The following is a 14,522-nucleotide window of genomic DNA, read 5'->3' as shown; positions in this document are numbered from 1 at the left end:
GAAAACCAAAACAAAACATGTCCATAATTGAACGGTTTTCGTTCGAAAACGAACAGGGCTAGAAAACATCTTCCATTTTACATCATTCTCCTTAAAGAATGTAGAATAATCATTCTTATTTAGAATTGATATAAATAATATTATTATATTTGTCTTTAACATTAACCCAGACCGGAAATGATTGTAAAGGCAAGAATAGAGCATCAGAAAGATTTTCTGTTCATGGAAGAAATTCCAGATAAGTATGTTCTCGATCACCGATTATCCGAAAAATCGATAACGATTAAAGATGCGCCGGTAGGCATTAAAAATTATCAGCTCTCTACCAATGGTCTCTTTTTGGTGCATTCTGAAATGAAATTTGATGGACCTGCCAGGATCCTTACCGAGGTAGAAGGAGAGGCCATTACCTGTCAGTTTATTTTTAGTAATAAAAACGGTTCGGACGCTTCAGGTAAACAATCGGCTAAATATGGCCTGAGCAGGCATAATATCCGCTATATCCCCTCGGCAAAAGAAGCTTACGATGTTAAACCCGATGTAGAATTTGTATATTTTTTAATTGTACTCTCTAAAGATTATTATTTACGTTTAGTGGATTTGTATTCTCCGTTGCATGAGCAATTTGTGCAGGAGATTGAAAAAGGGATATCGACCTCTTTTGCCGAACACGATCTTTTTATGACACCGGAAATGCGCAGATCAATCGAAGCGATTGTTACCTGCAGGCAGGACGGGGAATTGAAACGCCTGTTTACCGATGCCAGGATTACTGAACTGATTATGTATCAACTGGAACAATTTAGTCAGCATATACAAGGCGGTAAAGAAGCGCTACTTGATCGCGATATCCCAAAACTTGAAGAAGCCAGGGAAATTCTGGAACGTGATTATATTGATCCGCCAACCCATAAGCAGCTTTCTAAAATGATCCTGCTTAATGAATTTAAACTGAGAACAGGTTTTAAAAAATATTTTGGCAGTACCATTTACGATTTTGTAACCCGTTTAAGAATGGAAGAGGCCAAAAGATTGATTTTAGAAGAAGGCAAAAATATGTACGAGGTAGGCGTAAACATTGGTTTTAAACATCAGGCCAGTTTTACCAATGCTTTCAAAAAATACTACGGCATTTTGCCTAGTGATGTACGGCTCTGATCTTATACAGGATTAGTCTCGATCCTGCACTTTGCGCTTCCGCTATACCTGCTGCTTCCATTAGCTTTAGGTTGGTATATACACAACCGATGCTGATGGGTGTTTTATCTTCCTTAAGCATTAGCCAAAGTGATTCGGGATGAATAAAATCGCTTACCTCCATCAGTTTAAACGCAATCCGTAATCTTTTTTCGGAAAAGGCCAGGCGTTTTAATTTACAGTAATCATTTATTGTTTTTAAAAGCGTTTCTTTAAATGCGTCGGTACATGTTGAATCTGGTAACTGGCTAATAGTTTGTGCGGTATTAAGTAGTTTTTGAATGTTTTCCATAGGTAGCGGAGATTTAAATCTTTACAGATTGGAGGTTCATTAATTCATCGGTTTCGATAGTTTTTAACTTATATATGGGCTGTTGTGTCGTTTTCAGATTGCTGTTAAATTTTCCGGCATCGAGTTTAACTTCCTTTGGTACAATAACCGTTTTTAGGCTGCTTTGGTCTGTATACGCCTGTGCATGGATGCCAAATGCGGTATACAAATGCTGAGGGGTAAGTACCTGTACAGGCGTTCCATCCCACCATTTTCTACCATCTTTTAAAATAATAATGCGGCTGGCATACTGCGCGGCCAGGTTAACTTCATGCAGCACTACAACAACCATGTAACCTTTTTTTGCCATGGCAGCGGCTATGGAAAGGGTTTGGTGCTGAAACTGAAGATCCATATTGTTGGTCGGTTCATCCAGGAGCAATACCGAATCTTTATTGTTCCACAACTGGGCCAGAACCCTTGCCAGGTGTACACGTTGCTGTTCACCTCCCGAAAGGCTTAACATCGACCGGTCTGCAAGGTTCGTTAATCCACAGATTTCCATCGTTTCGGAAAGTGCGAGCTGATCATTTTTTGCCGATGATAAACTTTTAAAACCATAACGGCCCATCATCACGATTTCTTTCACAGTAAAGGCCATGGTAATAGGATTGTGCTGCTGTAGATAAGCCCTTTTGGTAGCCAACGTTTTTCGGTTGTAATCTTTAATATCTGCTCCGCATAACATAATCCGCCCGCTATCAGGCTTTCGTTCACCAGAAAGCAAGCGCATTAAGGTAGACTTGCCTGCACCGTTCGACCCTAAAAGTGCAACCATTTCGCCTGGCCTGATACTAAACGAAATATCTTTTAATAGCGGCCTGTTGTTTAATTTATAGCTGATGGATTCTACTCTGAGCATAAACCGATTATTTAATTAACTAATTTCTTTTTGTCTTTAATGAGGATATATAAAAATATGGGCGTACCCATTAAAGCAGTAACCACGCCAATCGGCAATTCGATTGGTTGCACAATCAATCTCGAAACCATATCAGCCAATGTAAGTACCAATGCACCCATTAATGCCGAAACAGGAAGCACAAAACGATGATCAACACCACCCAACAAACGTGTAAGATGAGGGATGAGTAAGCCAATAAAACCGATAATGCCCGAAACGGCAACAGAAGCACCAACGGCCATGGTAGCCAATACCACCACCAATATTTTAATGCGGTTGGGATTCAAGCCGATCAATTCTACCTGATTTTCTCCAATGGCAAATAGATTTAAACCTTTGGCTAAAAATGGGAGCCCGATTAAAGGGATAAGTACAAAAGGAAACAAGCAGCTTACATTTTGCCAGGTTGCCCCACCCAGGCTGCCCATCATCCAGAAGGTAATGCTCCTGAGTTTTTGTTCATCGGCCAGGTAAGTAACCAATCCGGTTAAAGCGCCTGCCATTGCATTGATGGCAATACCCGCGAGCAACATGGTCGAAACATTGGCCTGTCCATTGATTTTGGAAAGATTGTACACCAACATAGCCGTAATACCTGCACCGGCAAAAGCGCCAAAGGCCAAAAGGTAATAACCCAGCAGCTGACTCAAACTGGAAAATAAAATTGTTTCGAAAGCAATAATCAAAACCGCCATTAACGATGCCCCAGCCGATATACCTACCAAACTGGGTTCGGCCAATGGATTCCTGAATATTCCTTGTATGGCTGCACCAGAAATGCCCAAAGCAGCACCAACCAGTACACCCATTAAGGTGCGGGGCAGCCTGATCATCATAATTACCCCTTCATTTATACCGTGATCGGCACTGCCAAAAACAGAAAATCCCATGGAATGGGTTAGCGTGTCGATCACTTCTTTTATGGGAATGCGCATGGCACCCAAGGCTAAGGAAAAACAGATGGAAACCAATAAACCTACACTAAGGCAGGTATAAATAACAGTTACTTTCATTATAAAATACGGTTATTTAGTGCTTTAATGGCTTCGGGTAAACGATTACTGAAATTGATGAGCAAAGGTCCGTTCATTTCTACGATCTTTTTATTTTTTCCAGCATTGGTATAACTTACACCAGGGAGATCTAAAAAGGCTGTTCTTCCACCTAAACTGCTTAATCCGAAATCGAACATTAAAATCACATCCGGATTGCTTTTAATCAGTGCTTCGGTGGTATAAGGTTTAAAGTCGCTAAACTCCTGAATGGCATTTTTGCCTCCGGCCAGTTTAATAATCTCATCTATGCTGCTGCCTTTGCCGGCTACATTCATGGTGCCAACGCCCCGTGCATAAATAAATAAAACCTTCGGGCTTTTATTGCCTTTTTTTAGCTGACTTAAAGTGGTATTGATGTTACTTACTGTTTTTTGCACCAGTTGTTCTCCGCGTGCCTTATCGCCTATGGCAGCAGCAATTTGCCTGATAAATTTTGTTGCACCCTGAACAGAAAATTCCTGACGAATGGCAACCACCCGGATACCCAATGATTTAAATTGGTAAAGGTTTTCTTTAGAAAAATCTCCTTCAGGTACCAAAATAAGATCTGGACGGTAAGCGGCAATACTTTCAACAGAAAAAGAACGGTTTCTGCTCACTTTAGGCAATCTGTTGATCTCTTCTGGCCATACACTGGTTACATCAGTAGCCAGAATATTTTTGCCATAACCCAATGCATTCACCGTTTCACTAATGGCACTGCTTAAGGTAATGATGCGCTTCGCCTGTGCAACAACATATTGCTTAGCGCTAAAAAAATAAACGATAATCAATAGAATATAATACTTTTTAATCCTCATGTAAGTGATGGTTATAGGAGCAAAAAAAGTGTTTAATTAATCTAAATACAAGTAATTAGAGGGGCAAGATATTTACCAAGATTGAAATTTTTAATACCTATTTTGATTTTTTGTTTTATTATCCATCTGTTTTTCAATTATTTATGATTATTTTTAGATCAGGTAACCAATATATCTTAGTTAAAACTGGTGATAAATAATACGCTTTGAACAAAAGAAAATACGGATTGCACAAATTAAAATACGGATTGCACAAACCATTTATCGGGGACAATATGGATGTTTGCAATATTCTTATTTAGAATGATTAAAAATAATATTTGTAATGAAGTATATAAATAGCCGACCAGTAAAGAGAAGAACAGTTTTAGCTGTTGGTTTTTTGTTATTGGTGCTCTCCCTTGGTTCGTGTAAAAAAGATGAGCCCGATCCAAACGAAGTTTTACAGGACGGTAAGAGTATTGTGGTAACCGATCTGGCTGGCGATACACAGGCAGCCATGGGAAATGGAACGCCAGGCAAAGAAGTCCGTGCATTTTATACTTTTCTTTTTCGCCTTAAAGATCAAAAACAGATCTGGATCCGTAATGCAGCTGATTCGGCACAATGGCTAAAAACAAAAGACTGGGACCTCGCCTTTACTGGCCCCTACAATAGCGAGGTTTATGTAAATGATAAAGATTATCAATTTAACCCCGGTTATGGCGGAACGGCTAAAAGTGCGGTTATCATGCTTGAGCAAAGTTACGACACTGTTAATCAGGCCCCTTCTGATCAGGCTTTTAGTGCGAGCGAAGTAACTAAAATCGGCTGGGCATCGTCCGCAACCTCATCCGGATGGTTTTTCTATAGCCTTAGTTCGCACATTATGCAGGCTATACCTAACCGCACTTACGCCATTAGGTTACCTGATGGTAAATATGCCAAACTACAATTAATTAACACCTATAAAGGCAATCCGCCCAGTGTTACCGATTTAAACTGGCCTGCGCCTTATTATACTTTTAAATATTACGTACAGCAGGATGGAAGTAAAAATTTACAGACCAAGTAATTGAAAAATGAAGAATATTACGATAATAAATAAAGTGCTGTTTAAATGGGCATCAACCTTTTTAGTGCTGGCTGTACTCTTTACGGGATGCAAAAAAGATGAGGTTATTCCTCCGGAGCCTGGAAAAGAAATACCGACCAAAACAGAGGGCGGTACAGCATATTATAAATTACAGCGTATCGAAAACCTTGCTGTAGAAACGGATGATGCCAATCCAACCGTACCACCAACAGCTGTGCTGTTCAGCCTGGAAACAAAAGAAATAGTACCCCTGCTATATGCCAAAACCAATCGCTGGGATGTTGGCTTTAACGGCCTTTATAATAGCTTTTTAAGCCCCAACAACGGTCAGTCATCAACAAGTTTAGGATCGGGAAGCACAGGTTCGGGTGCTATTGCCATTTTGGAAAAGCCATTTGACCAGGTAGTTGATGTGCCTGCAGATGCTGCATTAAGCATCAACAAATTTATCGGAACCGACAATGAAGGCGATTTTGGAGAAGGCATTGGTTGGTACCTGTACGATTTTGGGGGCACCAAAAGGGGAGATGGAAGTTATGATAAACAACATGTGGCTTATGCCATGCCTGAGAAAAGAACGATTATCATCCGTACGGCCAAGGGCGATTATGCCAAGATTAAAATGATTAGTTGTTATAAAGATGCTTTTACTGCCGATAAATGGTTCAGAACAACACCGCACATGTATTTCACTTTTGAATACGTCATTGTGCCAAAAGGAAGCACCAAATTCGAAATCAAATAAACCTACAAATAAATCAATACAAGTATTAAAATGAAAAATAAATTAACGCAACTGCTTTGCCTTTTAATAACAGCTGCTACGCTTGCTGCTTGCAAAAAAACAATTGGTCTGGACCCACTTCCGGCAAATAAAATCACCGAGTTTAAGGTTGCCGTATCGGATGGAAACATTTTCGGTGCCATTGATGAGACTGATAAAACGATTACACTTTACTTACCTTATTATTATGAACTGGATGTAATCGAACCTGCAATCAAACTTTCGGCAGGAGCTAAACTGAGCGAAACGCTTGCACCGGTAGATGTATTAAATACCCAAAAGACCTATACTGTTATAGGCGCTGATCAAAGTACTTCAACCTATAAACTGATTATCAAACTAAATCAGATCTCGCCATTGGTATTAACTGAATTATCAATTGCGGCTGCAACCTATACGATAGCCATTGGTACTTATGATATAAGAGTTCAGGGTAATTTTAATGTTTCTGACCTTAAAAAGATCAAAGCCTTTTTGGTTGATAAAAACGATAAGGAATATGAGTTAACGCCTAGCCTTTCGCTTGGAACGCCAGGTGTATCGGTAGCCATGATAGGTGGTGTTAAGACCTATACTTATGGCTATCTACAGGTTCCACAAACTTTAGATGCCGGAACTTATAAGGTAAGGGTAAAAGTACAGGCCTTAACCGCCGAAATGAAGTATCCGGTAAAGGTAGTTTATGGCAGGCCAGGGATAAATTATGGGCCTGTTACGGTAAAACAGGGCGAAACATTTAAAATCGTTACGGGAGGCATTGTATTTAACGACTTTAATGAGTTTTATATTATGGTTAACGGCCAGAAAACACTTTTGCCTATTGTTTCCTACAACCGTACAGAGGCTACGATCCATGTTCCTGATACCGTTCCGCCTGGGGTATATACACCAACAGCCGCTTTTGGAACATGGCCACTGCTCACGCTAAACTGGGCGGTTACCGTAATTGCAAAATAACAGCCTATTTTATTATTCAATCATGAAAAACGATTCGGGAAGATTATTCCCATTTATATAACAAAAATCATAAATCTAAAAAAAATGAAAATGAAATTTTTAAAACTTACGTTCGCAATTGCAACTTTAGCCATATTAGGAACCGCCTGTAAAAAAGAAGCCGTTCAACCAGATAACAAACTTGCTTTACAAAATACAACTGCTGCCCTTGCGGTAGGCGATACCGAAGCAGGTGTGGTAACCAATTCATCAACTTCACCTACTTCGTGGACTGCGGTTGGTTACGATTTATTGAACAATGTTGTTGCAAGTTCTGGAAACCAGGTTAATTTCGACAGCAACTTTAACGGGAACATTACCATTGCAGGAACAAATAGCCTTGGTTATTACGATTCTCCTTCTGTAACCAATGTTACCGGCATTACGTTAACCGATGTTTCTTCGGTTACATTGGGTGCAATTAGTACTTTGGGTAGCAATAGCACAACTGTAGTTGGATGGTATAATTACGATAGGGTTAACCGTACCATTACTCCTGTGGCGCAAAGATATGCTGTTGTAGGTAATGGTTCTACAATTGCTGGTTCAACCAGGCTTTATGTGGTTCAGCTTGATGGTGTAACTACTTCTGGTACTTACAATACAACCGTTAATTTCCACACTAAGAGATTAAAATAAGGAGTAGTTTAATCAAAGAAAATCCTTAATTAAAAAGATAAAAAAGGGACGAAAACACGACTTATCGTCCCTAAAAATCATAAATAAACCCAAATAAGGGAATAATCCCGAATCGTTTTAAAAATATAGCCTTGGGTAAAACCATATTTGCGGGCGCTAAAAATGCAAATCTAACAATAATTGATTATGAATACAACATATAAACGCTTCTCTGCCAGCTCATACTACCTTTTTCTTTTTTGTTTACTAAGCCTGTTTAGTGCCTGCAAAAAAGAATACGAAGATTTTCCTTATGCCGATATTGTAAGCTTTACAATAAAAGATGCACACGGAAATCCATTGAAGGCTGTAATCGACGAAAAGAACCTAATCATATACTGGCCATCAGGTCAGGCTGTGCCAGATAATATTGTGCCTACCATCGTGGTATCAGAAAGGGCAAATGTTAGTCCTGCTTCGGGCCTAAGTGTGGCTTTTAAAGAAACAACCAGGTTTGTGGTAACCGCGCAAAATGGTACAACCAAAGAGTACCTGATCAAAAAAGTGATCAATCAGCCGCTGCTTAAGATTAATATCTCTTCGGGGATTTCGGTATATAACACTAAAAATTTTGTAAACAGAGGGAGCAATATTAATGTTACCGGCGATAATATTATTGCCAATAAAGAACAAACCAAAGCTTTTTTGGTAAATACGGCTAATAATACCGAAAAAGAAATTGCCATTGCAACAATAACACCAATTGCACTCAGCGTAACAGTTGATAATACCGTACCGGATGGCACCTATCAATTAAAAATCGTATCAGGACAGAGAAGTGTGGTTTTTGAACGTACATTCGGTGTAACTGATAGCCGCCCGGCCATTACCCCTATAGAATTGAGTGCGATAAAACTCACGTTAAAACTCGGCGAAGAGTTTGTACTTAATGGCGCAAACAGGATTGAACTGGTTAATAAATTTTCTATCCGCAATGCTGCCACCAAAGAAACTTACGACCTGATTATCAAGGAAACCAAAACAGGTCAGTTAACATTAAAAGTACCCGATAATTTACCCACTGGTAATTATGATTTATATAGCTATAACTATCCTGCAGGAGAATATTATGCAGCTGGTATAGCCTCAGGGTATTTTGATGATATAATTACTGTTGTTAACTAGTATATCGTGCAACATTATTTCAAGATATATTTCGCGCTTCTTACGCTGATTCTAACAGGAACCTCTGCCTGTAAAAAGGCACAGGTTTCTGTTGATGATGCGGAAGAAATTGTTTCGCCAACAACGGGTACGCGTACCCAGTTTACGCTAGATTCTATTTTTCTATATGCCAAACAGGTATACTTATGGAACGAGGCACTGCCAGGTTATGCCGAATTTAATCCGAGGCAAAAATATGTAGGTGTCGGTTCTGATATTACCACTTTCAGGAAAGAGTTGTTCGATATTTCGCAGCTTAAAATAAATGTTGCTACCGGTAGTCCTTACGAATTACCTGTTTACTTTGAGAATCCAAAATATTCTAACCTTCAGTTGGGAAGGAGTATTCCTGGAAACACTGCGGGGATAGGACAGCCAGACGCTGCTGTATTGACCAGTAAAGTAATTAACAATGGAAATACGCTTGTAGCTTATCTGGCTTTGAGTTCGTTCCCTTCATTAAATAGTAGTAAAGCGGCCTTAGATCAGACTTTTGCAGAATTTGCAGTTTCTAATCCAAAGGTGATTATAATCGACCTGCGGAGCAACGGAGGCGGTTATCTCGAAACTGCAGAATACGTGGCCGATTTAATTGTTCCATCCAGCCTGAACGGTAAAGTAATGTACAGCGAGGCATTTAATCCAGCAATGCAGAATGGGACCGTTCCGATACTAAAACATCAACCTTATTTAGATGCCAATGGAAAAACAGCTGTTTACAATGGCCGGAGTGCCACCATGGCCGATGTAGATTATACCATTGCGGGCAATACCTATAAATTTAACAAAAAAGGAAGTTTACAAACCATTCAATCCGTTTATTTCATCGTTTCAGGCAATACCGCCTCGGCTAGTGAAATGCTGATCAGCAGTCTGAAACCCTATTTTGATGTGAAACTGATCGGAGAGAAAACCTATGGCAAACCAGTAGGCTTTTTTGGAATCAATATCGATCAGTACAGCGTTTACCTCAGCAGTTTTTTGATTAAAAATGCCAATGGCTGGTCTGATTATTTTACAGGTATGCAGCCAGACGTAATGATAAAAGGAATAGATAATCCGGTTTTGGGTGATCCGGATGAGCTGTGCTTAAATACCGCACTTTCGCTGATTAACGGAACCAGAACACTAACCGCAAACAAACTGGCCACAACAGGTAAAATTGCCAATGTTAAAGCTGACATTTTACCGATAAATAATGTAGAAAGCGTAATGCTTGAAAACAGGTTACGATTAAGAAAATAAACAGGAAAGGTAAAAACCTAATCCTAAATAATAACACCTAATTAAAAATGTTTAAACTATCCACCATCATATTACTTCTTGTCACTTTACATTTAACAGTTACCGCACAAGATTATGGAAGTTTAAAAGGCAAGGTTACCGATGAGTTTGATAAACCTTTGCGTGGTGCAACCATAAGTTTGGAGCCTGACGGGCATAGCAGCGAAACCGACGCTAAAGGAAATTTTAGCTTCAACAGGATATTTACCGGTAACTATAACATTACCGTGAGTATGGTCGGCAAAATCAATCATCAAGCCAATATTAAAATCGGTTCTGTGGCTGCAAATAACTTAATAATTAAACTATCAGACGATGAACGAGCACTTAACGAGGTTGCCGTATCCGAAAACCGTGCTGCTCCAGATAACTTGTTAAAGTTAGAACGCAGTGCAATGCCTGTTACCGTAATCAGCAGGCGAACCATCGAATTAATGGGCAGTAGGAGGTTAGATGAGGTATTGAAAGAACAGACCGGGATTGCCATAGTAAACAACATTGGTGGTGGCGCAAGGTCTGTTGGTGTACAGATGCAAGGTTTTAGCAGTGAATATGTGATGATTTTAATTGATGGACAGCCCATGGTTGGCCGCAACAGTGGAAATTTTGATCTGTCCAGGATCAGCGTTTCCAATATCGAACGGATTGAAATTATTAAAGGTGCGTCTTCCTGTCTCTTTGGAAGCGAAGCGCTCGGCGGGGCGATTAATATCGTAACCCGCTATGGCGCTTTACAGCCGCAGGCGTCGGTTGCCGCAAATTATGGAAGTTTGAATATTGCCGATATTACCCTCGAAGGAGAAACGCCATTTGCCTCGCAAAGAGGATCGGCCAATGTATCTGCAAATTATTACCGGACAGACGGTTTCAATACCAATCCAAAATATATTCAACAGGGTACTACTGCACCACCTTACGACAATTATGCTTTGCAAGGGAGAATCCGTTACCGCCTAACGCCAAAAAGTACGATTGGTTTTAGTGGTCGCTACGGACTACGAAAATCGTTTATGTCGAAAGATTTTGGTTTGGGCATTATTTCAGGCGACAGTCAGGATGAGCAGGATTTAAACCTTTCGGCCATATATGACCATAACTTTAGTTCGGGTTTGCGCAGCATGAGCCGTTATTATTATACTAATTTCCGGTCAGACCAAAGTATAGATTGGCAACAGACCAATAGCTCCATTACAAAAGATATTTTCGCACAGAACTTACACCGTTTCGAACAGCAGTTTGCCTATGGTGTAAACGATGAACTTAAATTAACAGGCGGTTTGGGCAGTAGTATCTAAAGTATGAATGATGTTTCGCTAACCAATCCAGCTTCAGTAAGTTCAGGTTTTGCTTTTCTTCAGGGCGATTGGCAACTCACTAAACAATTGGGGGTGGTTGCAGGGCTGCGTTACGACTTAACCAATACCTACGGCAGTAAACTTAACCCCAGTTTAGGCCTGCAGTATAAAATTATCCCAACTTTAACCTTTAAGGCCGGTGCAGGCACAGGATTTAAAGCACCCGATTTTAAATCGAGGTACCTTGTTTTTTATAATCCAGCAGCAAATTACCTGGTTATTGGAAATGAAGTATTGAGGCAAACGCTAAATCAGCTGCAGGCTCAGGGACAGATTAGTGAGATCAGACAATTTCTGCTAAATCAGCTGGATCAAAATTTACAGGCAGAAAGAAGCACTTCGTTAAATTTAAGTCTGGAGTGGAAACCTAAAGAAAACATAAAAGTAGAGGCAGGGATTTTTCACCACGCCTTACGCAACCAGATCAACAGCATTCAGGTAGCTACGGGCAGCGGAAACCGGAATATTTATACCTATCAAAATCTTCCTGAGGCCGTAAATAAAGGTATAGATGTTTCTTTTTCCATTAGTCCGCTTAAAAATTTAGAATTGAGTGCAGGTTATCAATACCTCATTGCGAAAGATTTAAGCGTAATTGATAGCATTAAAACCGGGCATTATCCTTATAACCAGAATATCCATGATCCCGCAACCGGAAACTCCTATGCACCAAAACCTTCCGATTATTGGGGGATTGAAAACAGATCGCGTCACATGGCCAATTTTAAAGCTTTTTATAATTACCGTCCCTGGGATGCCAGCTTAAACATACGCGTAAATTACAGGGGTAAATATCCTTTTGGCGACCGCAATGGAAACCATTTTATCGATCGCTATGACACCTTTGTAAATGGTTTTTTTATGTTTAATGCTGCTTTCGAAAAGAAATTAATGAAACAGCATTTGAGCATCAGACTTACAGCAGATAACATTTTAAACTATACTGACCGGTTAATGCCCGGACAGCCGGGGCGCGTACTGCTGGCTGGTTTAACGTACCGACTATATAAAGATTAAATTTCAAATACCATAAATTACAAAACATGTTAAGTACAAATATTAAAGAGGCTACAAAAGCCGAACACCAGAATTTAGAGAAACAGGTTGTTTTAAAGCTGAAAGCAATCAGAAGCAATCAGGACTATGCAGATTTATTGAAACATTTTTTTGCGTACTTCAGCCATATTGAGGCAACGATTAAACCTTTTATCACGGCATCGGTTTTACCGGATTATGCCCAGCGTAGAAATTCGGACTATATTAAAGCTGATATTTTAGAACTCGGTGTAGATATTACTGATCTTCCATTTACAACTGTACCAAAAATTGAAAATGCCGTACAGGCTTTAGGCGCATTATACGTATTGGAGGGTTCAATTATGGGCGGAAGCATTATTGTTAAAATGCTCGAAAAAGGAGGGGTAACCAAAGGTGTTTCCTTCTTTTCGGGTTATGGAGAAGCTACTGGCATGATGTGGGGCAATTTTATAGCTGTTTTAAATGCACAGGCAAAAACTGAGCAAGAAGAACAAGAGGCTATTGTTGCAGCAAACGAAACCTTTAAACATTTTGCTTCTGTTTTCGAAAAAGAGCGGGTAGGTACGGTTTAATACAACGTGATTAAGTTAATTCCTTTAGGCAAAAGTAGAAATAATTTAACCACAGATAAAAAAGATGGACACAGCTATCAAATCCCTGTTGATCTGTGTGCATCTGTGGTTAAAAACTTTTAATCCATCGGTCAATATCCCACCAACCAAAACCAAATCTTCAACTTCATCTATTGGTGTTTGTGTTGAAAGATAAGCCTGGATTGCACCTGCTACTTTTTGCAGCAGGCATTCAGGCTTATCTGTTTTATGTTTAACCACAGATAAAAAAAGATGGACACAGCTATCAAATCCGTGTTGATCTGTGTGCATCTGTGGTTAAAAACTTTTAATCCATCGGTCAATATCCCACCAACCAAAACCAAATCTTCAACTTCATCTATTGGTGTTTGTGTTGAAAGATAAGCCTGGATTGCACACTATTTTTAGCTTTGTGCATCAAGTTTGTCCAGTTTATGACTGTTTTTCTTTACTAAACCTGCCAAAATTGTTTAATTACTTTTTTCGCTTTAAAAATCGCTATTTCCATGTAAAAAGTTACAACTTTCAAGAGATAAGTAAGATATACCCTGATACAAGCCAATGAAACCGATTGTATTTGTATTATCTTTGTTTATCTCTATGCGTGTTTACCGTTCATATTCTGATAGCGAATTGGCATACTTGTTAACTCAAGGTGATGAGCTTGCTTTTACTGAAATTTACAACCGTTTTTATGGCCTGCTTTTCATTCACGCCAACAAACGCTTAAATGATGATGAAGAAGCAAAGGATGTATTACACCAGTTATTCGAATCACTTTGGGTTAAACGTTTACAGGTAGCACCTGACGGTAATTTATCAGCATATTTATATACAGCAGTGCGTAACCGTGTACTGGATGTCTTTGCGCATCAAAAAGTAGAAAGTAAATACGTTGATTCTTTGCAGGATTATATAGATCAGGATCATCTGTCTACTGATGATATGGTGCGTGAAAAGCAAATGGCAGTACTAATTGAGCAAGAAATTGATGCTTTGCCGTCAAAAATGCGCGAAATATTTATTTTAAGCCGTAAAGAAAACAAATCACATAAAGAAATTGCACTCCAATTAGGGCTTTCTGAGTTAACGGTCAAAACGCAGGTTAAAAAAGCGCTCCGAATTCTTAAATCGAGGTTAGGAGTAGTTATTTATGTTGCTTTCCTTTTAAAAACCTATAGGTAATCTGCCATAAAAGACTTAAATTCAGACTTTTCTCTTCAAATTAAGCTGTATTGAAAATATATTTGAAAAAAAATAATTTTCGA

16 protein-coding genes are annotated in these 14,522 nt (G+C 39.4%); 11 read left to right on the top strand and 5 right to left on the bottom strand.

The window, feature by feature from the left end; translation table 11 throughout:
* The first annotated feature begins 177 nt into the window (after nucleotides 1-177).
* The gene (locus BCL90_RS16225) at nucleotides 178-1,158 is read left to right on the top strand and encodes a helix-turn-helix transcriptional regulator (RefSeq protein WP_121285039.1); all 981 of its coding nucleotides are present in this window, start codon (nucleotides 178-180) and stop codon (nucleotides 1,156-1,158) included.
* Here the strand turns inward: BCL90_RS16225 and BCL90_RS16220 are convergent.
* The 4 genes from BCL90_RS16220 to BCL90_RS16205 are packed head-to-tail and all read right to left on the bottom strand — an operon-like array spanning nucleotide 1,139 to nucleotide 4,287.
* A complete protein-coding gene (locus BCL90_RS16220) occupies nucleotides 1,139-1,489 on the bottom strand; it encodes a transcriptional repressor (protein ID WP_121285038.1) in 351 nt (116 codons plus the stop codon). The genes BCL90_RS16225 and BCL90_RS16220 overlap by 20 nt on opposite strands.
* Before the next feature lie 13 nt (nucleotides 1,490-1,502).
* Nucleotides 1,503-2,390: a heme ABC transporter ATP-binding protein gene (locus BCL90_RS16215; RefSeq protein ID WP_121285037.1), complete on the bottom strand. Its 888-nt coding sequence runs from the start codon at nucleotides 2,388-2,390 to the stop codon at nucleotides 1,503-1,505.
* An 11-nt stretch (nucleotides 2,391-2,401) separates the two neighbouring features.
* Entirely contained in the window at nucleotides 2,402-3,445 is a 1,044-nt protein-coding gene (locus BCL90_RS16210) for a FecCD family ABC transporter permease (RefSeq protein WP_121285036.1), read from the bottom strand.
* On the bottom strand, nucleotides 3,445-4,287 hold the full coding sequence (locus BCL90_RS16205; protein ID WP_121285035.1) for a heme/hemin ABC transporter substrate-binding protein: 843 nt from the start codon (nucleotides 4,285-4,287) through the stop codon (nucleotides 3,445-3,447). Before BCL90_RS16205 ends, BCL90_RS16210 begins: the two co-directional genes overlap by 1 nt.
* A gap of 325 nt (nucleotides 4,288-4,612) precedes the next feature.
* Between BCL90_RS16205 and BCL90_RS16200 the strand changes: the two genes are divergently transcribed.
* The 9 genes from BCL90_RS16200 (at nucleotide 4,613) to BCL90_RS16160 (ending at nucleotide 13,233) form a co-directional block, all read left to right on the top strand.
* Entirely contained in the window at nucleotides 4,613-5,341 is a 729-nt protein-coding gene (locus BCL90_RS16200; RefSeq protein WP_121285034.1) for an HmuY family protein, read from the top strand.
* Between the two features lie 7 nt (nucleotides 5,342-5,348).
* On the top strand, nucleotides 5,349-6,107 hold the full coding sequence (locus BCL90_RS16195) for an HmuY family protein (RefSeq protein ID WP_121285033.1): 759 nt from the start codon (nucleotides 5,349-5,351) through the stop codon (nucleotides 6,105-6,107).
* Between the two features lie 30 nt (nucleotides 6,108-6,137).
* Nucleotides 6,138-7,103: a hypothetical protein gene (locus BCL90_RS16190; protein WP_121285032.1), complete on the top strand. Its 966-nt coding sequence runs from the start codon at nucleotides 6,138-6,140 to the stop codon at nucleotides 7,101-7,103.
* Between the two features lie 90 nt (nucleotides 7,104-7,193).
* The gene (locus tag BCL90_RS16185) at nucleotides 7,194-7,781 is read left to right on the top strand and encodes a hypothetical protein (RefSeq protein WP_134380679.1); all 588 of its coding nucleotides are present in this window, start codon (nucleotides 7,194-7,196) and stop codon (nucleotides 7,779-7,781) included.
* Between the two features lie 186 nt (nucleotides 7,782-7,967).
* Nucleotides 7,968-8,945, top strand: coding sequence for a hypothetical protein (locus tag BCL90_RS16180; RefSeq protein ID WP_134380676.1), 978 nt, complete (start codon nucleotides 7,968-7,970; stop codon nucleotides 8,943-8,945).
* A gap of 6 nt (nucleotides 8,946-8,951) precedes the next feature.
* A complete protein-coding gene (locus BCL90_RS16175; RefSeq protein WP_166792224.1) occupies nucleotides 8,952-10,229 on the top strand; it encodes a S41 family peptidase in 1,278 nt (425 codons plus the stop codon).
* 47 nt (nucleotides 10,230-10,276) lie between these two features.
* Nucleotides 10,277-11,563 carry a TonB-dependent receptor gene (locus BCL90_RS16170; RefSeq protein WP_121285028.1) on the top strand — a complete coding sequence of 429 codons (1,287 nt, stop codon included), beginning with the start codon at nucleotides 10,277-10,279 and terminating at the stop codon, nucleotides 11,561-11,563.
* Nucleotides 11,564-11,566: 3 nt separating this feature from the next.
* Nucleotides 11,567-12,640, top strand: a complete 1,074-nt coding sequence (locus tag BCL90_RS16165; RefSeq protein ID WP_121285027.1) for a TonB-dependent receptor plug domain-containing protein — start codon at nucleotides 11,567-11,569, stop codon at nucleotides 12,638-12,640.
* A 26-nt stretch (nucleotides 12,641-12,666) separates the two neighbouring features.
* Complete coding sequence (locus tag BCL90_RS16160) at nucleotides 12,667-13,233, top strand: biliverdin-producing heme oxygenase (RefSeq protein WP_121285026.1); 567 nt, start codon at nucleotides 12,667-12,669, stop codon at nucleotides 13,231-13,233.
* Between the two features lie 45 nt (nucleotides 13,234-13,278).
* Here BCL90_RS16160 and BCL90_RS16155 read toward each other — a convergent pair whose 3' ends face one another.
* The gene (locus BCL90_RS16155; protein WP_121285025.1) at nucleotides 13,279-13,545 is read right to left on the bottom strand and encodes a hypothetical protein; all 267 of its coding nucleotides are present in this window, start codon (nucleotides 13,543-13,545) and stop codon (nucleotides 13,279-13,281) included.
* Between the two features lie 270 nt (nucleotides 13,546-13,815).
* On the opposite strand from BCL90_RS16155, the gene BCL90_RS16150 reads away from it, so the two are divergent.
* Complete coding sequence (locus BCL90_RS16150) at nucleotides 13,816-14,439, top strand: RNA polymerase sigma factor (protein ID WP_244095099.1); 624 nt, start codon at nucleotides 13,816-13,818, stop codon at nucleotides 14,437-14,439.
* The last annotated feature ends 83 nt before the right edge of the window (nucleotides 14,440-14,522 follow it).

Origin of the sequence: Pedobacter alluvionis (assembly GCF_003664035.1) — a bacterium.
GTDB lineage: Bacteria > Bacteroidota > Bacteroidia > Sphingobacteriales > Sphingobacteriaceae > Pedobacter > Pedobacter alluvionis.
Note: the sequence above shows the minus strand (reverse complement) of the source record. Positions and strands in the feature narration are given on the sequence as shown.